Annotated in this window: 20 protein-coding genes; 14 read left to right on the top strand and 6 right to left on the bottom strand. The window is 33.2% G+C overall.

What is annotated here, in order from left to right; translation table 11 throughout:
• Position 1: 1 nt before the first annotated feature.
• A complete protein-coding gene (locus tag Q0783_RS12145; RefSeq protein WP_298895512.1) occupies positions 2–1,720 on the top strand; it encodes a TonB-dependent receptor in 1,719 nt (572 codons plus the stop codon).
• Positions 1,721–1,812: 92 nt separating this feature from the next.
• Positions 1,813–3,429, top strand: coding sequence for an amidohydrolase (locus tag Q0783_RS12140; protein ID WP_298895510.1), 1,617 nt, complete (start codon positions 1,813–1,815; stop codon positions 3,427–3,429).
• Here Q0783_RS12140 and Q0783_RS12135 read toward each other — a convergent pair.
• A complete protein-coding gene (locus Q0783_RS12135) occupies positions 3,410–4,117 on the bottom strand; it encodes a class I SAM-dependent methyltransferase (RefSeq protein WP_298895508.1) in 708 nt (235 codons plus the stop codon). The two genes, Q0783_RS12140 and Q0783_RS12135, sit on opposite strands and share 20 nt — an antisense overlap.
• Before the next feature lie 20 nt (positions 4,118–4,137).
• Here Q0783_RS12135 and Q0783_RS12130 point away from each other — a divergent pair, with 20 nt between their 5' ends.
• The 6 genes from Q0783_RS12130 (at position 4,138) to Q0783_RS12105 (ending at position 8,701) form a co-directional block, all read left to right on the top strand.
• Positions 4,138–4,632, top strand: a complete 495-nt coding sequence (locus tag Q0783_RS12130; protein ID WP_298895506.1) for a YkgJ family cysteine cluster protein — start codon at positions 4,138–4,140, stop codon at positions 4,630–4,632.
• Between the two features lie 6 nt (positions 4,633–4,638).
• On the top strand, positions 4,639–5,538 hold the full coding sequence (locus Q0783_RS12125) for a hypothetical protein (protein WP_298895504.1): 900 nt from the start codon (positions 4,639–4,641) through the stop codon (positions 5,536–5,538).
• Positions 5,539–5,543: 5 nt separating this feature from the next.
• Entirely contained in the window at positions 5,544–6,383 is an 840-nt protein-coding gene (locus Q0783_RS12120) for a sterol desaturase family protein (RefSeq protein ID WP_298761926.1), read from the top strand.
• Entirely contained in the window at positions 6,380–7,258 is an 879-nt protein-coding gene (locus Q0783_RS12115) for a glycerophosphodiester phosphodiesterase family protein (RefSeq protein ID WP_298895502.1), read from the top strand. Before Q0783_RS12120 ends, Q0783_RS12115 begins: the two co-directional genes overlap by 4 nt.
• A 250-nt stretch (positions 7,259–7,508) precedes the next feature.
• Positions 7,509–8,156: a hypothetical protein gene (locus tag Q0783_RS12110; RefSeq protein ID WP_298895500.1), complete on the top strand. Its 648-nt coding sequence runs from the start codon at positions 7,509–7,511 to the stop codon at positions 8,154–8,156.
• 143 nt (positions 8,157–8,299) lie between these two features.
• On the top strand, positions 8,300–8,701 hold the full coding sequence (locus tag Q0783_RS12105) for a hypothetical protein (protein ID WP_298895498.1): 402 nt from the start codon (positions 8,300–8,302) through the stop codon (positions 8,699–8,701).
• 3 nt (positions 8,702–8,704) lie between these two features.
• Here Q0783_RS12105 and Q0783_RS12100 read toward each other — a convergent pair whose 3' ends face one another.
• On the bottom strand, positions 8,705–10,027 hold the full coding sequence (locus tag Q0783_RS12100; protein WP_298895495.1) for a DUF1343 domain-containing protein: 1,323 nt from the start codon (positions 10,025–10,027) through the stop codon (positions 8,705–8,707).
• Positions 10,028–10,037: 10 nt separating this feature from the next.
• Between Q0783_RS12100 and Q0783_RS12095 the strand changes: the two genes are divergently transcribed.
• A complete protein-coding gene (locus tag Q0783_RS12095) occupies positions 10,038–11,276 on the top strand; it encodes an FtsX-like permease family protein (protein ID WP_298895493.1) in 1,239 nt (412 codons plus the stop codon).
• 64 nt (positions 11,277–11,340) lie between these two features.
• On the top strand, positions 11,341–12,321 hold the full coding sequence (locus Q0783_RS12090) for a cysteine synthase family protein (RefSeq protein ID WP_298895491.1): 981 nt from the start codon (positions 11,341–11,343) through the stop codon (positions 12,319–12,321).
• Between the two features lie 124 nt (positions 12,322–12,445).
• Here the strand turns inward: Q0783_RS12090 and Q0783_RS12085 are convergent, their stop codons facing one another.
• The 4 genes from Q0783_RS12085 to Q0783_RS12070 form a co-directional block, all read right to left on the bottom strand.
• A complete protein-coding gene (locus Q0783_RS12085) occupies positions 12,446–13,495 on the bottom strand; it encodes a nucleoid-associated protein (RefSeq protein ID WP_298895489.1) in 1,050 nt (349 codons plus the stop codon).
• Positions 13,496–13,615: 120 nt separating this feature from the next.
• Positions 13,616–15,172: an OmpA family protein gene (locus Q0783_RS12080; protein WP_298895487.1), complete on the bottom strand. Its 1,557-nt coding sequence runs from the start codon at positions 15,170–15,172 to the stop codon at positions 13,616–13,618.
• A 122-nt stretch (positions 15,173–15,294) separates the two neighbouring features.
• Positions 15,295–17,730, bottom strand: coding sequence for a ribonuclease HII (locus tag Q0783_RS12075; protein WP_298895485.1), 2,436 nt, complete (start codon positions 17,728–17,730; stop codon positions 15,295–15,297).
• A gap of 28 nt (positions 17,731–17,758) precedes the next feature.
• Positions 17,759–18,361 (bottom strand): ribonuclease HII, encoded by a 603-nt coding sequence (locus tag Q0783_RS12070; protein WP_298895483.1) that lies wholly within the window; start codon positions 18,359–18,361, stop codon positions 17,759–17,761.
• Positions 18,362–18,564: 203 nt separating this feature from the next.
• Here Q0783_RS12070 and Q0783_RS12065 point away from each other — a divergent pair, with 203 nt between their 5' ends.
• From Q0783_RS12065 to Q0783_RS12050, 4 genes are all read left to right on the top strand, one after another.
• A complete protein-coding gene (locus Q0783_RS12065; RefSeq protein ID WP_298895481.1) occupies positions 18,565–21,606 on the top strand; it encodes a SusC/RagA family TonB-linked outer membrane protein in 3,042 nt (1,013 codons plus the stop codon).
• A 12-nt stretch (positions 21,607–21,618) separates the two neighbouring features.
• A complete protein-coding gene (locus tag Q0783_RS12060; RefSeq protein WP_298895480.1) occupies positions 21,619–23,115 on the top strand; it encodes a RagB/SusD family nutrient uptake outer membrane protein in 1,497 nt (498 codons plus the stop codon).
• 18 nt (positions 23,116–23,133) lie between these two features.
• Positions 23,134–23,901, top strand: a complete 768-nt coding sequence (locus Q0783_RS12055) for a hypothetical protein (protein WP_298895479.1) — start codon at positions 23,134–23,136, stop codon at positions 23,899–23,901.
• Between the two features lie 153 nt (positions 23,902–24,054).
• Positions 24,055–25,989: a putative porin gene (locus Q0783_RS12050; protein WP_298895477.1), complete on the top strand. Its 1,935-nt coding sequence runs from the start codon at positions 24,055–24,057 to the stop codon at positions 25,987–25,989.
• The last annotated feature ends 93 nt before the right edge of the window (positions 25,990–26,082 follow it).

Genomic DNA, 26,082 nt, shown 5'->3' with positions numbered 1-26,082 from the left:
TATGCAAAACAAACTTAAATATATTGTCTTAGTCATTTTAGCATTAAGCGTTACTAAGACCTTCGCGCAAGAGCGAGAAAAAGATACGATTGATACTGATGTGGTAAACGTGGTTAAACCATACACACCAAAGATTTCTGATGCGTTTAAAATTAAAGAAACGCCATCATTAAACGATTCTACCACAACAAAAAAGAAGGAAATCAAGTATAATATTTTTTCAATACCAGTGGCATCAACATTTACACCTGCAAAAGGAAAGGCTGCTAATGTCGATAAAGAAAAGCCTGTAAAATTGTTCGATAACTATGCTTCTTTGGGTGTTGGAACCTACACTACGATTCTCGGTGAAGTCTACCTTAATCATGCCTTAAGTAATTCGGAACGAGTAGGTGGATATTTTAGTCATCATTCATCTGCTGGAGAAATTGATGGCGTGAATTTCGATAATAATTTTTCGGAAACTGGCTTAAATGCACATTACAGTCAGAAACTCAATGACTACTCATGGAAAGTTGAAGGTGGGTTCCAATTGCAAACCTTTAATTGGTATGGTGTTCCAGACCAAAGTATTCCAACCTTTGATGTCGATCATTCATTTTACGCAGCTAATTTTGGTGGAAATATCAATTTTGAAGATGCTATTATCAATAAAGGTAGTGTGTTGTATAGACGTTTTGGTGATAATCAAGATTCTGGTGAAAACAGGTTTGTTTTAAAATCAGAATTTGATGTACCTGTAAATGATGAGGTGATCAATACCGAAGTGACTATCGATTATATTGGAGGTTCATTTGATAGAGCTTACTTTAATACCAATGAGTTAAACTATAGCAATATCAATTTTGGATTGGCACCGAGCTATCAAATAATACAAGATGATCTTACAGTGAATTTAGGTGTTAATTTGGTATATCTTAATGATACTGAAGCTAGTGATGGTAAGTTTTTTATCTATCCTAATTTTACCGCGAGCTATCGTTTAGTTGATGAGTTATTAATTGCCTATGGAGGTATAGAAGGCGGATTGATTCAAAATTCATATTATGATTTTGCACAAGAAAACCCGTTTGTTTCCCCGACCTTATTTATCATTCCAACAGATCAAGCTTATAATGTATCTCTTGGATTAAAAGGAAGACTTTCTAATAGTGTGAGCTATGATGTTAGTGGACATTATTTAGCCGATAACAATCGCGCTTTATTTAAAGCTAACCCAGATGCAGGTGTTGATCGTGAAAACTATCAATATGGAAATTCTTTCGGAATAACTTATGATGATGTTACAACTTTTTCAGTGGCTGGAGCATTAAATATAGATGTGAATAGAAATTTTAAGTTAGGTCTAAAAGCTGAATATTTTGCCTATGATACTGATAATGAAGCCGAACCTTGGAACTTGCCAGATATTAAAGCCTCTGCCTTTTTAGATTATCAAATTAATAGACATTGGTTTGCTGGTGCCAACTTATTCTTTATTGGAGAGCGAAAGGACGAATTTATTACAGGCGTTGGTACATTAACACTTCCAATACGGGAAACAATTACGTTAGATAGTTATTTTGATCTAAACGCGCATTTAGGATATCGAATTAATGATCAATTGTCGGCATTTGCTAAAGCAAACAATATCGCAAACCAAGATTACAACCGTTGGTTAAATTATCCAGTGCAAGGCATTCAGTTTTTGGCTGGAGCGACGTATCAGTTTGATTTTTAAAATGTAGATTTAATAAATTATAGAAAGCATTCAACTTCTAAACTAAGAGATTGAATGCTTTTTGTATTTTTATACGTCTAAATATTCCAACTATGAAAAAACTAACCATTCTTTTACTTTTAATTGTGTCTTTCTCTTGTTCTAAAGAGCAGCAATCTGTAGATGCCATTGTAATTAATGCTAATGTGTATACTGTTAATGATGCTTTTACCAAAGCAGAAGCTTTTGCCATTAAAGATGGAAAATTCTTTGAAGTCGGAACTACTGAAGAGATTAAAGCGAAGTATACTTCAGCACGTGAAATCGATGCTGAAGGTAAAACAATCGTTCCTGGGTTTATTGATGCACATTGCCATTTTTTAGGTTTAGGATTTAACCAACAAGCAGTAAATCTTGTAGGAACAAAAAGTTTTGAAGACGTTGTAAAGCGTGTTTTAGATTTTCAGAATAAAAACAATGTGTCATTCATCACTGGACGAGGTTGGGATCAAAACGATTGGGAGGAAAAGAAGTTTCCAAATAACACACTGTTAAATAAAATGTTCCCAGATACTCCTGTCGCTCTAACACGTGTTGATGGTCATGCGATACTGTGTAATCAAGCTGCTTTAGATCTAGGGAAAGTTACTGTTGATAGTAAAGTAGAAGGAGGAGAAGTCGTTATTGAAAACGGTGAGCTTACAGGAGTTTTAGTAGATAATGCCGAGAATTTAGTCATGAATTATTGGCCTAAACCTACACGCGATGATACTGTAAAAGCGTTAATGGCAGCTCAAGATATTTGTTTTGATTTAGGATTAACTACAGTTGATGACGCAGGACTTAGTCAAGCTTCAATTGAAATTATTGATAGTTTGCAACAAGCAGGAGATTTAAAAATGCGTGTATATGCGATGGTGTCGTTTTCGAAAGACAATGTAGAGTATTACACAAAAAAAGGAATTATTAAAACCGATAGATTAAATGTACGTTCATTTAAGTTTTATGCTGATGGTGCTTTAGGATCACGTGGAGCTATGCTAAGAGCTCCTTATAGTGATAAACCTAATCATTTTGGATTATTGGTAACCGATTTAGAAACATTTAATGCTTCGGCTCAAAAAATTGCAGATTCAGAGTATCAAATGAATACACACGCCATAGGTGATTCGGCAAATCATGCGGTTTTAGAGACTTATAATAAGGTCTTAAACGGCAAACCTGATAGACGTTGGCGTGTAGAGCATGCCCAAGTGGTTTCTCAAGAAGATTTCAATCTCTATAAAAATGTCTTGCCATCCATTCAACCTACACATGCAACTAGTGATATGTATTGGGCTGAAGATCGTTTGGGAAGTGAGCGTGTTAAAGGCGCTTATGCTTATAAACAATTGCTAAATGCTTACGGAAAAGTAGCTTTGGGTACCGATTTCCCTGTCGAACAAGTGAGTCCGTTTTTAACGTTTTATGCGGCTGTAGCACGACAAGATTTAGAGCAATTCCCTGAAGATGGATTTCAGAAAGAAAATGGATTGACCAGAGAAGAAACCCTAAAAGGAATGACCATTTGGGCTGCGTATTCTAATTTTGAAGAAAACGAAAAGGGAAGTATAGAACAAGGAAAGCTAGCCGATTTTATCATTTTAGATAAAGATATCATGACGGTTGATCAAAATGAAATTCCTAATATTAAAGTAGAACAAACATTTGTTAATGGAGAAGAGCAGTAATTTTTACCAAATAATCAAAATGCTCACCCTCCATAATCTTTTCGCATTGTAAACCTACAGATTCACAAGCCAATTGTAAACGATCAAAATCGAGATATAGCCATTTCATTGGAGTTTCATCTTCGTTTTTGTAACTTAAAAAATAATCCAATTCGCCATAATAGTTAGCATTGGTGTCAATCCATAAGCCACCATCGTCATCTTCATACATATATTTTATATCTGAAGAATCTATTAAAATTTGACCTTCCGAATTTAAAAGTGATTTTAAATGTTTCAAATAGGTTGGTACTTGAGATAGTTCCTGAAAAACACCAGTCCCATTCATTAAGAGCAAAACGGTATCAAAGGTGTCAGTTTCATCTAGAATTGCTTTTAGTTCTATATGTTTAACACCTCTGGCTTTAGAGACGGCAACTGCACCTTTAGAAATATCAATAGCTTTAACATTAAACCCTTTCTCCTGTAAGTATAAACTATGATTCCCAGAGCCACAACCAACATCTAATATAGTTCCTTTGCACAATTGTAAGGCCTTTTGTTCTAGTTTGGGCATTTCAGAATAGCTTCTAAATAAGTAAGGAAGCGGTAATTCATCTTCTCCCGAAATATTAGTGGACGTAATGAGGTCTTCGGTATAATTATTGGTGTGATAATCTAGTAAGGCTTTCCCAAAAAGGTCTTTCATAAAAGTAGTATTTTTGTGTTATGCAAGACCTGATACATCATCTTCCAAAACTCGCCAAAGATAAGCATAAGGAAAATAAGACATTCTTTGTAAAGCTTAAAAAAAAGCCGCCTAAGCAATTAGATTATCTTATGCAAGAACTCCATGAGGCAGAATTTGAACGTACAGACTGCCTAGAATGTGCAAACTGTTGTAAAACTACAGGCCCTTTATTTACACCTAAAGATATTGAACGCATTGCTAAATTTTTTAAAATGAAGCAGCAACAATTTATAGATACTTACTTGCGTTTGGATGAAGAAAATGATTACGTATTGCAGTCTGTGCCATGTACATTTTTGGGAACAGATAATTATTGTTCTATTTATGATGTGAGACCAAAGGCTTGTCGTGAGTTTCCACATACAGATCGAAAGAAATTTCAACAGATATCTAATCTTACACTAAAGAATGTTGCTATTTGTCCTGCAGCATTTCATATAGTTGAAGAGATGAAACAACGCATTAAACTATGATTTAATATGAAAAAAATTGTATTATTTTTATTATTAACTTTTCCTATTCTTGGTGTCTCACAAGAAACAGATTGGTACACATCTCTTGAAGCAGCAAAACGATTGGCGCTTATTCAAGACAAGTTAATTCTTATGGTTTGGGAAGAATCTACACTATATCCAGAACCAGTTAAAGTAAGTAATGATAGAGGTGGTAGCATTGTCATTGAAAACATGTTCAAAAACGAATATATTAATAATTTAATTTGGGAGCACTTTATACCAGTAGTTGTAAATGAATCTCAGTATACAGAACTTTACGAAAAGATAAAAGGCAAGCACAGTAAAAAGTATATTGACAAATTTAATGATGATTCTATTAAAATTTTAGATGCTAATGGCACAATAATTAACAGGATTGTTGTGTATGATAACTTCTATCTAAATATAACAACTTTCGTCGAACGATATGCTTTAAGTACCTCTATTTTAAAAGGAGAACTAACTAATTACTCCAAACAAAAAGACTTTTATACTACATTTCGTTTAGCTTCTAAATATATAGATTTTGGTATTTACGTGAACAAAGAGGTTAGAGCCGAAATTATCAAGGTGTCTTCAATATATTTAGATGAGGCTAATACCTATTTAAATGACACAATAGAAAATAAGCAGACTTTGCTTCAAAGAATGGATTTGCTAAGAATAAAGCAAAGCCTTGTTCTAAATAAGCCCCGAAAAGCTTTACGACAGCTTAAACGCATGGATCCTTCCGAGATTATAGAAGCAAATACTGCGCTAGTTGATTTTCTTTATTACACTGCTTATGGTTTACTTAAAGATGAAAAGAATGCTAGTGCCTTGAGAAGTAAACTTTCTTTAGTAAATTTGAAAAAAGCAACTCAAATCATTAACAAGAACTTTTAGAACTATTGGAATCGATTGTCACTTATTTTGAAACCATACCATCGCTACACAGGAGTTTGATCCTTGTAGGTGGATTAACCTTATTCTGGCTTCTCGAAGGTACATTACCACTATTTAATTTTAAATATAAAAAATGGAAACATGCGGTTCCAAATTTGTTTTTTACACTAACTACGATCATTATTAATTTTGGTTTAGCATTTATGTTAGTTAAAACAGCAGATTGGGTGAAGGCAAATGATTTTGGTATCATTAATTGGATTCCTAATTTACCGCTTTGGGCTTATGTGCTCTTGGGTGTATTGCTTTTAGACTTTATTGGTGCTTATCTCGCACATTATGTTGAGCATAAAGTGAAACCACTTTGGATGGTGCATTTAGTGCATCATACAGATCATAATGTTGATACGACTACGGCAAATAGACATCATCCATTAGAAAGCGTTATTCGTTTTGCATTTACTTTGATTGGTGTCTTTGTTATTGGCGCTCCAATCGCCATTGTAATGTTATATCAATCGATGTCTTTGGTCGCAACTCAGTTTAGTCATGCTAATATCAAATTGCCTAAAACGATAGATAAAGCAATTAGCTATGTATTAGTTTCTCCAGATATGCATAAGGTTCACCATCATTATATGTTACCTTACACCGATTCTAACTACGGAAATATCTTCTCTATTTGGGACCGACTCTTTGGAACGTTCATGACTCTTGATAGAGATGCCATTGTTTATGGTGTTGATACTTTTCCAGATGAAGAGGCTAACGGTAAAATAGGAGAACTATTAAAGCAACCATTTCATAAATACAGAAAACCTACAACTATTAATTCTTCTGAATGATGCGTTATCTATGGTTGTTATGTGTTATTTGCTTAACGAGTTGCAATTCTGATAAGGTATTCGATGTTCAAGGGCATCGTGGCTATAGAGGCCTCTACCCCGAAAATTCATTACTTGGGTTTAAAAAGGCACTGGACTTGAATATTCAAACTTTAGAGTTAGATGTTGTCATCTCTAAAGATTATGAAGTCGTCGTATCTCATGAACCATTTATGAGTCATGACATTGCTTTAGATCCCTTCGGAAATGAGATTCTTCAAAATAACGAAAGGACATTCAATATATATGCTATGACCTATGATAGCATTAAACGATATTATGACTGCGGAACTAAACCTCACGCAAGATTTCCATTGCAAGAAAAAGTAAAACTCTCTAAACCATTGCTTGAAGAAGTAATTGATTTAGGCGAACATAAATCAAACCAAACCATTAATTATAATATTGAAATTAAAAGTAAGCCTGAATATGATGGTATTTACACACCTCAAGTTAACCATTTTGTTCAGCTTGTTCTTAATGTAATCAAGTCTAAAGGCGTCGAAAATAGGGTCATCATACAATCTTTTGACCTGAGAGCATTGGAGGAGGTGAAAAGGCAAAATGAAAGGATACAAATAGCACTGTTGGTTGATGAAAATGAATCGATTGCAACAAAGCTTTCGGTTCTATCTTTTAGCCCTGAAATTATTAGTCCGAATTTTAAACTCCTCAATCAGCAGATCATTTCAAATTATCAAGAAGAAGGGTTTAAAATTATTCCATGGACGGTAAATGAGATAGGAGATATTAATCTAATGATCGACTATAAAGTAGACGGAATCATATCAGATTATCCCAATCGAGTTCTTCAACTTAAAACATTAAAAAAGTAATAGCAGTGTTCGTTTAAGTGTTCATTTTTAAGGTTTTACGTAATTTTAAATTCAAATAAAATGTTTGATTTTTTGTAGTTTATCTATTTTTTAAACCAAAATTTTCTGTTCATCGTTGGTTTATCTTCTTTTAACCAACAACTTAGATTCTAGTCTTAGCCTCTTTTAACTTTGTAATATATTATTAATCCAATTCCCTCAAAAAAGAGGTTGGAATTGTTTTTAGTTTAATCTTTAAATGACCCCAATCATGAACAAGTTAACTATCCTTGGCGTGCCAATACATCGCCTATGCGTTATAGTGATGTTTCTACTTATGAGCAGTACCATTTTTGCTCAAGAAGAAACCTACACTACTATTCGAAAAAATGTAAACCCATTAGCATTTGATCTAGATCACAATCTGTCAAGCACTCAAGATTCTTTAGTGCTTGAAAACAAGTATTTGTTTAAAAAGGTACGTTTTCTCAATAAAACAACAGAAAAGGTATTTGAGTTTAAACCTGCTGTTAAACGTGTAAAGATTCCATTAGATGAATTGCCTTTAGGTAGCTATACCGTTATGTTCTACCAAGCAGATAAGATAATCGTTTTCCAAATTGATAGGGTATTACCATTTGATTATAAGTCTGCATTAGACACAAGAGTTGCTCTAAATGATGAATTAATTAAAAAAACGACTGATGCCGCTATGGCAGATATTATCAATCATGCTTTAGATTATGATTCAGCTAATCTCAGTTTGACAGTTGCTAATGCTGATAATGGATTTGAAACTTTTCAAACGCGAACTAAAAGAGCCTATAATATTTCAGATTCTAATCGCTCTAATATGATATCTAGAGCCGAATATAGACGTACGCATCTTAGGCCAAACGGAAAGCCTTATACTGATTAATCTATGAGAAAATGCTTTACTTCGGTTTTATTTACCGTTCATGGAGTTTTTTGCCAACCAACCAAAAAAGAAATTAGTTTTAAGGTTCGGGATTATAAAAATGCTATTAGTTCAAGTTTGTTGACGTTAACCAACGTTTGTAAATGAGAACAGTATTTATTATAATCTTTTTTAGTTTAATCACTTCGTTAAACTTTAGTATTCAAGCCCAAAATGACTTTGCAAAGCTTGAAAAAAATGTCAACACAAGAGCAAAAGGCTTAATTCAAGAACTTAATTCCTCTAAAGACACATTAATCCTTAAAAGTGATGCACTAATCAATAAAGTGTATGCTGTGAGTTCAGATTATGAGCGCGAAGTGGATATGATTATCAACAAAAAATATATTGAAATTCCACTTAATAACTTGTCAAAAGGAAAGCATGTTTTTGTTGCTGTACAATCTCCAATACGTATCGTATTTGTGGTTAAGATTTTTAGAGATAATGAATGGTTGTTGACAATGGAAAAGGAGCGACTTGCTTCTAAGAATGAAAAAAAATAGCTTCTAGTCGTAGACTAAATACTTTGCTCTAGTTTTTTTAAACGTATTGAGGCCTTTAATCCAAGTGTCCTTGATCTCTTTTTGAGACATACCAGATTCTATTTGCAATTGTAGTTCTTTTGTGCCTGCAAGTTTGATAAAGAAATCATTAAAAAAAACAGATTTGTCGATTGAGTTTTTATAAGCACGAATAAGATAGTTTAAATCTAGCGTGTTCATTTTTTCATGCGCACTTAGGTCCTCACCATAGCATAGTACTCCATCATGTTTCGGATATTTAGCGCCTTCATTTGGTGATGGAATATATTTGAAATTGTAAACGGTTTTATCTAGATACGGACTTCCATAAATCTGAAATTGCTTAGACGTACCACGACCAGCATTCACATTAGTGCCTTCAAAAAAACAAAGACTAGGATAAAGATTAATACTCGTATCATTTGGTAGATTTGGCGATGGTTTTATAGGTAAGCCATAAGTCTTATTATGATTATAGTTTTGCATTCCAATTACAGTAATGTCACAAGTAATACCATTTTTAAGCCAACCTTCTCCATTAATCATTTTGGCATATTCACCTATAGTCATACCATGTACAATAGGAATGGGGTGCATGCCTACAAAACTCTTATGTTCTGGTTCTAAAATAGGACCATCAATGTAGTGACCGTTTGGGTTTGGTCTATCTAAAATAAGCATAGGAATATTAGCCTCGGCACAAGCCTCCATTACATAATGTAAGCTAGAGATATAGGTGTAAAAACGTGCGCCAACATCCTGGATATCAAAGACAACTAGATCTAAATTTGCTAATTGTTCTGCAGATGGCTTTTTGTTTTTTCCATAGAGTGATACAATTGGGATTCCGGTTTTGGTGTCAATACCGTCTTTAACGACCTCTCCAGCGTCTGCTTTACCTCTAAAACCGTGTTCTGGAGCAAACACTTTTTTAATCTTGATATCTCGTTTTAAAAGGGAATCTACAAGGTGAGTATACGGCTTAGTTTTAATTGTATACTCGCGAAGATAACTATTGAAATAACTTTTATTAAAAATTACACTTGTTTGATTGGCAACAATTCCAACGCTCTTGCCTTTTAACAAGGATGTATAAGAGTCGGTCAAATTTGCTCCTACCACAATTTTTGTTAAATCGGCATCAGGAATTTGAGCTAAGTAAGGACTATTTTCAAGGACTTCATTCTGCCATTCTGTGATGTCTTTTGCAATAGTATGCTCTTTTGTTTTGTTTCCACAGGAAATCAAGACTAAAACAATCACGATAATTATTGGGAAAACCCTATTTTTGAACATCGATAAACGCATTTTTTAAATTTTGAATTACGAGTTTTTTATAGCTAAACGCATTATTGGCAGTAAAGCGTATAAAAGTAGTGTTTCGGCTCCAATAATAAAAATTGGTATTGCAGCTATTACTATTGGTATGATTGTGATGCTTATTGCGATTGCGACAGGTTTAGGGCTTCAAAAAAAAGTACGTGAAAAGGTAGTTGCTTTTAATGGTCATCTCACTATAAATGAGTTTAACAGTAACGAGTCGAACGAATCTTTTGTTCCTATTTCTATTGAGCAAGATTTTTACCCTAAGTTTAATTCTGTAGAAGGAGTCAAGCATATTCAAGCTGTAGCCACAAAATTTGGTGTGATTAGAACCGAAACCGATTTTGAAGGTATTGTGCTTAAAGGTGTAGGCTCAGATTACGACTGGACCTATGTTCAAGAATTTTTAGTTGAAGGAAAATTGCCAACCTATGAAGGTAAGCTAAGTAATGATGTTGTCATCTCTAGCTATTTGGCGAATCGATTAGGATTTAAGCTTGGCGACCGATTTCAAACAGTTTTTGGTAAAGAGAGTATTGACGAGATTCCATTCCAGCGAACCTTTAAAATTGTTGGAATTTTTAATTCTGGATTTCAAGAGATTGATAAAACCTTTGTGATTGGTGACCTCAGTCATATTCAGCGTATGAATAAATGGACGGCAACACAAATTGGTAATTTTGAAGTGTATCTTGAAGACTTCTCTCAACTCACCCAAATGGAAAAGAAAATTAGGGATAATACACCATCTCTTTTAAATACTCAAACCATAGAAGAGAAGTTTGACACTACATTTGAATGGATTAAAATTTTTGACAAAAACACTTATGGAATTATTACCATTATGATCATAGTAGCTGGAATTAATATGATTACTGCACTATTAGTACTCATTTTAGAACGTACCCAAATGATAGGAATTTTAAAGGCCTTGGGTAGTAGTAATTTTAGTATAAGGAAGATGTTTTTGTATAATGCGGCATATCTGGTTTGTTTAGGGTTATTTTGGGGAAACTTAATTGGTCTCGCTCTTTTATTTGCTCAACAACAATTTGGATTACTGAAATTTCCAGATCCAGAGCAATATTATGTGTCTATCATCCCTGTGCATATAGGATTGGACTATATTATTTTGCTTAATCTAGGAACCTTTATCGCTTGTTTCCTTATGCTACTAATCCCTTCAATAATTATCACAAAAATTTCTCCTGTTAAAGCGATTCGATTCGAGTAATTTTCCGAAGAAAACCTAATTAAATCTTGAGTTTTGTCTATTTTTGCATCGCAAAATAAATTAAATGGACTACGCAGAAAATATATTAGGTACAATTGGTAACACACCACTGGTAAAATTAAACAAGCTTACAGCAGATTTACCATGTTTAGTATTGTCAAAATACGAAACTTTCAATCCAGGTAATTCGGTTAAGGATCGTATGGCATTAAAGATGATTGAAGATGCTGAGGCTGATGGTCGTTTAAAACCTGGAGGTACTATTATTGAAGGTACTTCAGGAAATACAGGAATGGGTTTAGCTCTAGCTGCTATTGTTAAGGGTTACAAGTGTATTTTCGTAATTAGTGATAAGCAATCTAAAGAGAAAATGGATATTCTTCGTGCTGTAGGTGCCGAAGTTGTCATTTGTCCAACAGATGTTGAACCCGATGATCCAAGAAGTTATTATTCGGTTTCAAAGCGTTTAGGTCAAGAGACACCAAATTCTTGGTATGTGAATCAATATGATAATCCGAGTAATGCCACAGCACATTACGAAAGTACTGGTCCGGAAATTTGGAAACAAACCGATGGAAAAGTTACCCATTTTATTGTTGGAGTAGGTACAGGTGGAACGATTTCTGGTGTTGGAAAATATTTGAAAGAACAAAATCCTAATGTAAAGGTTTGGGGAGTAGATACCTATGGAAGTGTTTTTAAAAAATACCATGAGACGGGTGTTTTTGATGAAAATGAAATCTACCCTTATGTCACTGAGGGTATTGGAGAGGATATTTTACCAGAAAATGTTGATTTTTCAATTATTGACGGATTCACAAAGGTAACCGATAAAGATGCTGCAGTTTACACACAATTACTAGCCAAGGAAGAAGGTATGTTCTTAGGAAATAGTGCAGGAGCTGCTATAAAAGGGTTACTACAATTAAAAGAACATTTTACTAAAGATGATGTTGTTGTTGTGTTATTTCATGATCATGGCAGCCGTTATGTTGGTAAAATGTTTAATAATGATTGGATGCGTGAGATGGGTTATATAGAGTAGCCATCATAACACTGTATAATAATTCTAAAGCCTAATTGTATTAGGCTTTTTTTGTACAAAAGAATGACCATGTTAAATACCATAGATACGAATCCATTAGATTTGTAATCGATTGATAATTCGTTTACCCTTCTTCATTAAAAAACACTTTGTAATAGTGCATTTTTTTCTCTTCATCATAGCCGCGCTCTAAATATTCGGCAGACGCATCTGGTGCATCGACATCCAATTTAATTTCAATATTGGTATCTAATTTAATTTCTGTTTTAATTTTCTGCTTTTGCTTTTTTAGTACTTTTTCAGACACATCAAACTGATTTCTTATGAGAATATTATGGTCATTTTCATATGTTTTTTTGTAATCTTCAAATAGCTGAATAGTATCTTCCTTTTCAAAAACTTCTTCCTTAAATGATTCTATATTTACAATGTCATGCTCTTTAAAAAAGTCAACTGTTTTAGCTAAAAAATTACTTTGTTCTTGTCCGCCAAATTGTGGTTGCATGATTTCTTTTGAAAACTCTCGACACATCTCAATATAATGCTTAGTGTGTTGATTAGAATCGTCTGGATATTTAATATTCAAAAAACTCTTAATCCAATACTGTGCGTCATAATTGTTGTTATCTACACTCAATACTATTTTGCCCTCAGTATCTGCAGCATTTAAAATTAAAACCCCTTTATCTACTTTTTTTGTTGCGATTCCTTTTTGAGTGATAATATCATAGCTTCCATTTTCTAAATAAGTTTGAAAGAAATGCGATTTGTTTTCAATTTTAAAAATACCAATAGCATCGGTTTGATAATCTTCGTATTGGATGTCATGAAATAGACATATGATGACATCCCCAGTCTTTATTTGTGCAGAATTTGATTGTTCAAACAAATGCGTCACAATATGCTTGGAAATGTCTACAAAGTCTGTGTCATCTTGTAATAACTGTGAAGCATAACTATTTATCTCATTAAGCTCAACATTAGAATGATGATTGAACCTGTATGATTCTGCTAAACTAGTAAATGGTCGTAATAAATACGGAAGCATCAAGTCGTAACTTACCTCTTCGAAGTCGATAGGCTGTTCAGAAAAGGCATTTTTAGTGCTATTAAATTTGTTACCAACTTTATGAAGAATACACTTCGATATTGATGCTTTATTGCGTTTAATCATGACAAAAATTTAGAGGCACAATACTACTAATTTTGTCATTAATAAATAAGAAAACGCCAAAGAAATACTCTTTGGCGCCTTCATAAAGACTGAGGCATCGATTTGGTTGCCTTAAATACGTTATTGCGCTATAAATTCTACACGACGGTTTTGTGCTTTACCTTCTGGAGTTGAATTATCACCTACAGGTTCACTTTCTCCTTTTCCATCTGAAATGAGCCTGCTTGAATCAATTTTATAGACTTTGATTAGTGCTTGTTTAACGGCTTCGGCTCTAGATTTCGAAAGTTTTATGTTGTTTTCATCTGTACCATCAGCATCTGTGTGACCTATAATCTTCAATTGTATAGTCGCATCTTGTTGTAATACCTGTGATATTTGACGAATGATACCATAAGATTGCACTTGGATATTAGATGAGCCTGAATCGAAAAGGATACCATTGGTAGAGATTTTGCCTTCAGAGAGTAATTTACGTCTAAGATCAACGCCTCCTTCTGCAACTTTTAAGTTTTTTATAAATACACGCTCTTCACCATCTTTAAAATTATTGATATGGAATTTGATATGATTGAGTACGTTTGGAACTTCAATAAATCTAGGAATATCAACATATTTTGTTTGATTGACCCATAATCTATAACGTTTTTTAGTTACAGATATTGAAATATGAGGTTGGTTTAAAACGTCGTTTCGAATATCAGACTTTAATGCAGCTTTTATATCGCCACCACCTCTGTTAAAGTAGTTGGCAACTCTTATATTAAACGCTCCAAATTGTCCAAAAGGTAATGAAACATCTACATAATGTTCTAAGCCAGTATTAAATTTAAGATTGTCGCTTAGGTAAACATGAAATCTTGCTGTAGACGATGTTTTATTATCCAATCCACTAGTAAGTAAGTCAAACTCGATTGTAAAATCTTCTGGAAGATTTTCAATATCTGGAACGAAAAAAAGACCATAGCCAGATTTTAGTTCAAACCAATTTTCGCCTTTAATGTTTACTATTTCACCAGATCCATTGGTGTTCCACTTAGATGGAAAATCACCAACAAAGTCTTTAGAGAAGTCATCAAAAAATAACAGTTTATCTCCTGGGACAAAATCATATTTACTTAATATCTCTAGGTCATCAGATATATTTTTATTGTCTTCTACTTCGGAATCATCTTTGTCACTATTCGAATTCTCACTAGAATCAGCATCATTGTCTGAGTCTTTGGTGGAGTTATCCGTATCGCCTTTTTCTTCCTCCTCCTTGCGTTTACGCTCGCCTAAAAGAAGCTCTTTAGCAGTTTTTATGCTGTACTTCAATGCCTTTTTAGCTCTATTAATTTGTAATGTTGCTTTTCCTTGTTTGAGTACACTTTGTCCTTTTATATCTGATAGAATATCTGGAGCACTTTCACTTAAAACAGTGAGGTCTTCTAGGGCTTCCTCTAAAACATCAATATCGTCATCATCTAATGGTGTTCCAGCTGCAGCATAGCCATCATACATGTAAACTTTGTCATAAAGATCAAAAGATTCACGTACAAAATTGTCGACACTGGAAATACCTACTCTGCTTTTTGGTCTTTTGATTTTTTTTGTTTGCGAGTATGATAAGGGAATTATAAATAGAAACGCAAAACATGATAAAACAAGTTTTGAGCATGTGAATTTATATAGCATGAGGATTATAACAAATTGATTAATAGCATGTTTAAAGGTAATTAATCAAAATCAAACAGCAAAGAATGATGTATAAATAGTTGTCTTTTTTGTATAGTTGGTTAAAATGAGATTGCAGTCTTTTATCTAATCTCATAAACAATGATTGCATCATTATCTCCTTTAGTAATAACTTCTAAAGCATTATCTCGATCTATATTGTTCAACTCTAATTGTGAGTTTGCATACACTGGAAAATTAGCGATAGGTTTAGCTTGACTATCAAAAAGATAACCTCTTTTGGACTGTAAATCAGTTACTGTTATATATAATTTATCATTGATATAGAAAATTTTTGGAGCAGTATAATCTCCAAAATCTAATTCTATAGTTTTAGATTTTATCGTCAGTTTATTGTCATTCAGGACAACTAGTGTTTTGCTGGTTGTTGCAATTTTATGCTCGCTATTAGCATTTAGATTTTTGTGGTTCACATGGCCAGATTGATTTATTTCTAGAAGTTCACCGTTTGTATTAGACGTAGTAAATCGATTATTGTAGAGGTAGATTTCGTTTTCGGAAAAACTAATATTCTCCTTTGCAGTCACTCTTTTTCTGCCAACTCGATCCAAGATTTCAATCTTGTTTCCGTGAGCAAAAACAATATAGTCTTTGCGTCCAATTCTAAAATGTTTTGGCTGAGAAGAAATTGTATTCTGAGCAGATTTGTAAGTAAAGCCTGTTACAATTTTACCGTTTTTATCATACATCGATACAGATTTACCTTGTGTAATCATCAATCGATAATTTTTCTTTTTATCATAGTCGAACACTGATGCTGGTTGAGTGATAGGAGTGTTAAAACTCAAAGGAAAAGGCTTGACTTCATTGCCATTTCTGTCTAAAACATAAAGACGTTTTGAAGTGTTAAAAACAAGTTGTAAACGTCCATTTTTATAGATGTCGATTTGTTTGATGTCACCAATGATTTTGTCATTCAATTGTTTTTTCCAAAACACTTTTCCAGTATTGGAAATTAAATATAAATTGTTGTTTACATCTTGAACAACAATATCCATTTGATTGTTAGTGTGGTTTTTTATTAGCTGAGGTTTAGATAATAGATCAGCGTCAATTGAAATATTGAGTTCTTCATTTACAGAATTACTACGTGTTTTGTTTTTGTGAGTTTTAAAAACAGCATTTACATGTGCAAAGTTTGTGTCATAAACATATTGTATCGCTGATGTTTTAAATTGGGATGGATTTAATTTTTTATCGTCAGTAAAATTTGTGTTTAAGATTGCATTTAATTCGGTTGAATTACCAAAAATTAACAGTGAGGATTCGTCACTTAAATCTTGTTTTAGATTCTTGTAAGAAACATCTTCAGATAAAGTCGTGTTATTCTGATAGTTTGATATTATTGATTTTAAAAATGAAATATCATCTGAGAAAATAATGAAATCACTTATGGTTATGACGTTTTCATTTAATGATTTGGATTTTAGAATGGGATTGAAGCTATTCAAAATAGAATTTGAGTTTTCTAGTTCGTAAATAACGACAGATCTAAATTCGTTCCCTGTATAAGAAACGTTTAGGTTTTCCAATGTATGGGATGGGTCTATGGATTTCAATATAATAGCTTCTTGTCCTTTCTTTTTTATTTGTCCAATCTCTACAACATTCTGCAGTGCTTCATGTGTTGTCGTTGAATCTTGAAATTGATGTTTAATCAAATTTTGATGAAAGATGTCATAATTATCAAATGTTACACTTTTGAAATAATCTATGGTAGCTGGAGTAATTGTGGGGATTTGATTTTCTTGAGGTATGGTGTGCTTGAATATGTTGATTAAGCTTTTTGTAGAATCAGAAGCTTTAGTAATACCATTAATAAGAATTGAGTTTTGCGATATGTCGCTGTCAATCATCGTATAATTTGAAAATTGTTTATTATTTAATGTTGTGTCATTAAATATGATAGGTTTAATGTTTCCGTTTTTGTGATTGTAACATATGGAAACCATTTTTTTTGTGTCAGATGTATTTAATAAGGTTTCTAATTCTTGATGATCTGTCTTTTTTTTATTTGAAGCTTTTTTGGTGAGTTCTAATTTATTTGAAATAAATAGAGTACTATCTATAATTGTACTGTAAAAACTGTTGTTATTAAAATAAAACTTCTGTATGTTTTGATTTGAAACATACGATGAGTCTATTTTGAGTTCAGTGATTGAATCTGTCGAAATTCCATTTTTGGAAATGGGAATAATAAAACTTATATCTAAACTGTCATTTTCATTTTTAGATACCGCAATAAGGTTATTATTATTCTGAGTCTTATTTAATGGTATAAGTAACGAACTGAATTCTTCAATTCTAGTATAGTTTTTTATAGTTTGAATAAGTGCATTATTTTTCAAACCATTTTCTAGGCCCTCAGTAGAATTTATCTTAATTATAAGTTGTGTGTTTTCTGGAATAAGTGATACGTGGCTTGATGACTTTGACTTAGAATTTTTGCAGCTAACTATTAAAGTGCAACATAAAAAGACGAACCAGAATTTTTTCATGTAAAAAGATTTTTACAAATATAAAAAGTTACAATTCTAATTTGAGTTGTTCTGGCAATAATCTAAAAGATTTTCTATGATATTTTGTAATGCCATATTTTTTAATTGCTGCTCGATGTTCTTTTGTAGGATAGCCTTTGTTTTGTTTCCAATTGTACATTGGGAATTCTTTATGAATTTGTTCCATGTAATCATCTCTATATGTTTTGGCTAATACAGAAGCAGCAGCTATAGAAAGATATTTTGCATCACCTTTAATAATAGTTTCGTAGGCAATATCATTATAAGGTTTAAATCTATTCCCATCTACAATTATAAAATCGGGAGTAGTATCGAGTTGAGCTATGGATTTGTGCATAGCGAGTATTGAGGCGTTTAAAATATTGATGCTGTCAATTTTATCTGGAAATATATGGTAGAAAGAGTAGGCGATAGCCTGTTCTTCTATTAGCGGTTTTAGGGTGTTTCTTTTCTTTTCTGAAAGTTGCTTAGAGTCATTTAAGATCGTATTGGTGTATTCGATTGGTAAGATAACTGCAGCAGCAGTTACTGGGCCAGCTAAACAACCACGTCCAGCTTCATCTGTGCCACATTCGAATTTTGAATTTGAAAAAGTTGGTTTTAGTGTCAAAATGTTAAAGTTTGAGCAAAGTTAAAATTTTAACGCAACCTATTTAAGGTTTATGTATCTAATTACTAGTAATTATAAGGTTTTGCAAGCTAAAAATCGATTAAAGCCATTTCATTACTTGTTAACATTTTTTTAGTATAAATACTTGTTTATTTAATATATTATTAAGATGTTTGCGCTAGACTAACTCAAATAATTGTTTTATGAAATTAAAGTTAACATGGTTAATGACGCTATTTATGGCGTTTGTGATGCAACTCTCTTTCGCGCAAGAGAAAACGGTCACAGGAACAGTTACATCGGCTGTAGACGGGTTTCCGTTGCCTGGTGTAAGTGTAATAGTAAAAGGAACTACACGTGGAGTTCAAACAGATTTTGATGGTAATTATTCTATCAAAGCAAGTGCAAATGAAACTTTAGTGTTTACATATGTAGGTACTAAAACTATTGAAGAGGTTGTAGGAAGTAGATCTTCTATCAATGTTTCAATGCAGGAAGATGCAGCTGTTTTAGACGAAGTAGTAGTTACAGGGTATAGAACCCAAAGTAAAGCGACTTCAAGTGCTGCGACTGTAAGAGTAACAGCAGAGACTATTGAAAACAGACCGAATGCGAGTTTTGTTCAAACATTATCTGGTCAAGCACCAGGTTTGAATATTACAACTAGTTCAGGTCAGCCAGGTGGTAATTCATTAGTTCAACTTCGTGGTGTGGCATCTATTAATGGTAACACTGAGCCATTATTTATTATAGATGGTGCTCCTGTAGATGAGGACAACTTTAGATCTCTTAACCCACAAGATATTGCGTCTATCGACATCTTAAAGGATGCTGGTGCAACTGCAATTTATGGTAACAGAGGTGCAAACGGTGTAATTATCATTAAGACTCGTCAAGGTAATTTTGGAGAAGGACTTAAAGTAAACTACAACGGTTTTGTGGCTTACAGTACACTTCAAGATAATGACTATGACTTAATGGACGCTCAAGATCTACTTCGTTATGAAAGATCTAGAGGTAATGGTGCAGGTGCTGGTAACAGTACAGGTGTATTTAACCCTGGAAACGGGACACCTTTAACAGATGCTCAAATTGCAGCAGCTCCAAACTTTGACTGGAAAGACTTCTTTTTCCGTACTGGTGTAACTCAGAGTCATACATTATCATTAACAAGTGGTAGTGAGAATGCTTCTCAATTTACATCTATTGGTTTCCAAGATACTGAAGGTGTTTTAGAAGATTCAGATTTAAAGCGTTTTAACTTAAGAACAAACGTTTCTGGAAAATCAAACAATCAGAAATTTAGATATGGTATCAACTTAAGTATTAACTACTCTAAGTCTAATGAGCCAAATAGTATTGGTAGTGGAGCAATTAACAGAAACTATGTATTAGGTGCATATGAGTCTGTTCCTTACATTACTGCTTCTGATTATACAAATGGTGCAGATTTATTATCACCATTATCATTTACAAATACACCATTATTCTTATTAGATAGACTTAGAACTTATACTCGTTTCGAGGAAGAGGTTAAAGCGATTGGTAGTATTAACTTCAGTTATGATATTACAGACTGGTTAACAGCTGGTGTTGTATTATCTGGTGATTATCAAAGTGAGTTCTTAACTCGTGCTGAAGGGCCAGAATCATTTAACGCGATCTTATTCGGTGGTGCTGAAAACCCAACATCTGGTTTCCAAGATCAACAATCAACAAGACAGTTTGCTTATAACCAAGTAACGTCTTTAAACTTCAACAAGACTTTTGCAGATAAGCATACAGTTGATGTTGGATTATATACAGAGTACTTTAAAGCTCACTTTAGAACTTTTGGATATAGACAAAATGGTTTAGATCCTAAGACATTCTTCCCTGGAGATGGTAGTGGATTTATTGCTCCTGCTAACGGTTTATTCGGAGATTTTGCTAATGCAAACATCTTAAATGCAGGTTTATTCTCTTACTTTGCTTCATTAGATTACGATTACGATACGAAGTATGGTTTATCTGCGACTGTTCGTCGTGATGCATCTTACCGTTTCGCAGGTTCTAATAGATGGGCAACTTTCTATTCTGTTTCTGGTCGTTGGAATATCTCTAACGAAGCATTTATGGATGACTCAGCAATTGATAACTTAAAGTTAAGAGCATCTTGGGGTACAGCAGGTAACCAAAACGTAGCAGGTGGTGGATACTTTACAGGTCCAGATTTAACTGAAGATTTCTTCGCTACTGGTGCTGGTTATGGTAATGCTAACTCTATTGGACTAGCTCAATTAGGTAACCGTTCATTAGAATGGGAAACTGTTACTCAAACAAACATTGGTATTGACTTTGGTGTTTGGAATTCTAGATTACGTGGTGCTATTGATGTATATGAAAAAGAAACTTCTGATCTTTTCCAAAGTACACCATTATCAGCAACTACAGGTGTAACTCAGCAAAATGCAAACACTGGTTTATTATATAACAGAGGTGTTGATTTTACTGTTGATTATGATTTATTCCAAGCAAAATCTGAAGGAGGTTTCGCAATGAATGTTGGAATTGTAGGTAACTACAACATCACAGAATTAGAAGATCTTCCAAATGCGGAAGGTGAAATTATAGGACTAGGTCGTAATGGAGGTATCTTAAATGAAATCTTTACATTACGTTATGTTGGTGTTAACCCAGCAAACGGTGAATTATTATACTTAACAGCAAACGGTGACGTTACTGAATCTCCAGATGCTGATACTGACCGTGTATGGTTAGATAAAAACTTAACTCCTGAGTGGAATGGTAGTTTCAAAGTTAATTTTGATTACAAGAACTTCTTCTTACAAACTCAATTCAACTATATACTTGGTGTAGATCGTTTTGATAATGACTATGCAAGTTTCATAGATGAAGATGATGTAGGACAGTTTAACTTTTCAAGAGATATCCTAAGAGCTTGGTCTCAACCAGGTGATGTTACAGATATTCCTTCTCCAACAGCAGCGAACAGAAACTCTTTTGGATCTGATCGTTTCTTAAGAAGTGCTGATTATTTAAGATTACGTTTTGCAAGTTTTGGATACAATGTTCCTGCTAAATTTTTAGAGAACACAGGTATTTCTAATGCAAGAGTATTTGTAAACGGAGAGAACTTGATCACATGGTCTGAGTGGAGAGGTTTTGATGCTGAATCTAACGGTGGACAGAGATCATATCCAACTCCAAGAACAATATCTGTAGGATTTGAATTAGGATTTTAAAAAAAAAAACACATGAAAAAATTTAGTAAAATATTATTTGTCGGACTCTTAACAGTAGTTATGGGTTGTAACGACGCAATCGATATCAGACAGCCAGGTAGACTGGATGCACAGAATGCTTTCCGTTCGGTTGAAGATTTAAGGCTAGGATTATTAGCCGTATACAACCAATGGGATTTAACACCTGAGATTTCATTATCTGCTAACTTTACTGATGAAGTATCAGTAGGGTTTGATAGTGGTGGACAAGGATTTGCATTATACGATTTTGTATTAAATGCAGGTAGTGCTGCTGCTCAGGATTTCTGGGTACGTAACTTTAGAGTGAACAACAGAGCAACGATTCTTATTGAAGCTGCTACTCTTATTACACCTGAAGCTGGAGAAGAAGATTTATATAACAATGTATTAGCTCAAACTTATGCAATTAGAGCTTATGCAAACTTAGAGTTATTAACTTACTTTAGTCCAGATCCATCTGATGACACAACTTTAGCAGCTCCTGTTGTTGATTTTGTTGCTCCATTAGATTACCAGCCACTTAGAAATACAACTGGTGAAATGTGGACTTATATTAATGATGATTTAGCGACTGCTTTAAGTTTAAGTAATGAGCAATCTAATGCAACATTTATCTCTACAGATGCTATTAACGCTATGAGAGCTAGAGCTGCTTTAACTAGAGGTGATTACGGTACTGTTCAAACTTTAGCTAGTCAGTTATTATCTTCTTATCCTTTAGCTAACACTGCTCAATATCAAGCAATGTGGTTAGATAATGATAATTCTGAAGTTATCTTCAAATTAGAAAGAGCTGTTAATGACGGATATGATGGTCAAGTTAATACTGGTTCTGTTGCCACTGGTGGTGGATGGGCTGGTTCTGTATTTGCTTTCGTAGATGCAACATTATCTGGTTCTCCATATTTTGAAATGGATAGAGGTGTATTTAACTTATTAGATACTGATGACGTAAGATTTGATGTAATTGTTGCACCAACATCTGTTATCAATCCTAATTATGCTACTGATCCTGATCCAGTAAATACTGATATTTTAGTAATTCAAAAATACCCAGGATCTGAAGGTAGACCATTAATGAACGATTTAAAAGTATTTAGATCTTCTGAAATGTTATTAATGTTAGCTGAAGCTAGAGTTGCTACAAACAACGATTTATCTGGTGCTGCTAACTTAATCAAGCAATTAAGAGATGCAAGATTTGGTTCTGCTCAAGCGACACCATCTTATGGTTCTGCTCAAGAAGCTTATGCTGCTATCCTTGATGAAAGAAGAATAGAGCTTGCATATGAAGGTCACCGTTATAAGGATTTAAAACGTTTAGGTGTTGCTGCTAATAGAGGTGTAAACAGAGATCAAACAGATTGTACTACTCAAAGTGGAGCTTGTACATTAGCTGCGTCTGATTTCAGATTTACGTTACCTATTCCAATTATTGAGATCAATGCAAACGCTGGAATTGGAACACAACAAAATCCTGGTTATTAATAAAAAATTCTTATAATTATGAAAAATAATATATTAAAATTAACCCTTGCTTTATTAGTTGTATTCTCGTACACTAGTTGTGAGGAAGACTTAGTCATCTACGATGCAGATGGTGGTCAAACAGGATTATCTTTCGCTAGAGCTTCTCAAACTATTGAGTTCTGTGCTGGAAGTGGTACTGTTACTGTAGAGTCTACAACAAGATCTAACGCAGATAGAACAATTTCTATTAACGTGAATTCTGATCTTACATCAGCAATGGCTGGTGAGTACACTGTTGCAAATTCTGTAACGATTCCTGCTGGTGAGTTTGTTGGATCAACACCTATTGATGTTGACTTTTCAGCAATACCTGAAGGATCATCTAGAGTATTAGCATTAGATGTTGTTGCTCCTGATGGAACAGTTATTAATACAAGAGGTACAACACAGATTTCTTTTTCTAGTGCTTGTACTTTAAATGAAGTTAAGTTTGACTTTATCTTTGATAACTACCCAGAAGAGACAGCATGGCAATTATACGATGCTGATTCTGGAGACTTTATCGATGGTGATACTGGATTTGGAAACTATGATGACTTAGAGACATTCTCTGTAACATTATGTATTCCTGATGGAAACTATGATTTCGTAATTTTCGATCAGTTCGGTGATGGTATTTGCTGTGCTTATGGTAATGGTTCTATCAATGGTAATCTTATAGCTTGTGATGGTAATTCATCTCTATTTGATCAAATTGATGAATTTGGAGGACAGGTTGTTAGATCGTTCTCGGTAGGTAACTAATACATTTCACATATAAATATAAAAAGCGACCAATTTGGTCGCTTTTTTATTTTTTTTATGATTTCCTTATTGCAGAATTATTAATTTGCGCATTAATTGAATTTTATTAATATGTTCAGAACATTTATTGTTTATTTCTTTATCATTTTTTCTGTGAGTGTTTTACATGCTCAAACTTTAGAACCAAATAAGAATGTAAAAAGCAATAAAAAAGTATTGCAGCCTAATAGTTTTAATGATAGTACATCTGCAAGAAAAAAAAGTAATAAGGTAAATAACAGTATTGCAAAAATTGAGCAATATAAAACCTATGATCTAGAAGGAAATGTAGAATATATTGATACATCCTTAACAATTCAAAAAGAGTACAAGTTTAATTATTTAAGGAAAGATAATTTTGGCCTGATGCAATTCGCTAATATAGGTCAGACTTATAATCAATTATCTAGAGATATCTCACATGATAGATTACTTCCGCAATTTGGTGCCAGAGCTAGGCATTTTAATTACATGGAAGTTGAAGATATTAGGTATTATGAGGTGCCTACACCTTTGACTGAGTTATTTTTTAAGACAGCATTTAAGCAAGGTCAGTTATTAGATGCATTCTTCACTGTAAATACTTCAAGGTATTTTAATTTTTCTATTGCCTATAAAGGTTTAAGATCACTAGGAAACTATCAACATGCACTTACTAGTACGGGTAATTTAAGATTTACCACAAATTACAGAACTAAAAATGGTAAGTATAAAGCTAAAGCACACATTACAACGCAAGATTTAGAAAACCAAGAAAATGGAGGTTTAAAAGAAGATGATATACCAAACTTCACCTCTGGGAATGAGGATTTTATTGATAGAGGTGTATTTGATCCAAATTTTGAAAATGCAGAAAACATTTTAGTAGGCAAAAGGTTTTATTTAAATCATCAATATGAGATTATTCAACCAAATGACTCTTTGGGAAGCACACTATCATTAAAAAATATTATCAATTTTGAAGATAAATATTTTCAGTTTGATCAAACGACTAGATCAGACTTCTTTGGAGATTCATTTAATCAAAGTAATATTAAAGATAGAGCCACACTAGAAAATTTTCATACAGAACTGTCTTTAAATTTTGCACAGCCATTATTAGGTAGTATTGATTTCGGAATAGGATACAATGATATTAATTACGGTTATGACAAAGTAACTATTCTTAATAATCAACAAATACCGAATAGGATTAAAGATCAAATACTGAACTTAAATGGTAATTATTACAATGAGTTCGATAAATTCAGAGTTGATTTTCGTTTTGGAGTCAATGTCATTGGTGATTTTGAAGGGAATTACTTTTTAGGTCAAGTTCAATATAAGTTTAGTGAAGATTTAGATCTTAAGGGAACACTTGGAACAAGTTCTCAGGCTCCGAATTATAATTTATTGCTCAATCAAAGCGATTATATTAACTACAATTGGGATAACATATCAAACTTCAAAAATCAAAAGAACACCAGCTTAACATTTGACTTTGCTTCAAAAAAACTGCTCGATATCTCTTTAAAGTACATGTCCATCGATAATTTTTCATTTTTTGTTACTGAAGAAGAGTCAGGCGCTGTTAAGCCTAATCAATTATCTGAATCTCTTAATATATTTAAAGTTAGACTCGATAAAGAATTGAAGTATGGTAAGTTTGCATTAGACAATTCTATATTATATCAAAAGGTGGGTGATGAAAGTAAATCTTTGAATTTGCCTGAATTTGTTATAAGAAATACATTGTACTATTCAAATCATTTTTTCAAGAAGAAAGCACTGTATCTTCAAACAGGAATAACATTCAATTATTTTACAGATTATTATATGGACAGTTATGATCCATTACTTGCAGAGTTTTATACGCAGAATCAAACTAAAATTGGAGGATTTCCAAGGTTGGACTTTTTTGTTAATGCAAAAATAAGACAGACAAGATTCTTTTTTAAGTTTGAGCACTTTAATGCTTCATTTACAGGCTACGATTACTTTTCAGCTCCTAACAATCCTTATAGGGATTTTAATTTTCGTTTTGGTTTAGTGTGGGATTTCTTTCTTTAAACCAAACTCCTAACCGCTTCATATTAAGGCGTTCATGAGGGTTAAGAAAAAGATTTTAAAAAAAGATTAAAAAAGGTTTGGTGTAATAAAAAT

Origin of the sequence: uncultured Psychroserpens sp. (assembly GCF_947500255.1) — a bacterium.
Classification (GTDB): Bacteria; Bacteroidota; Bacteroidia; order Flavobacteriales; family Flavobacteriaceae; genus Psychroserpens.
Note: the sequence above shows the minus strand (reverse complement) of the source record. Positions and strands in the feature narration are given on the sequence as shown.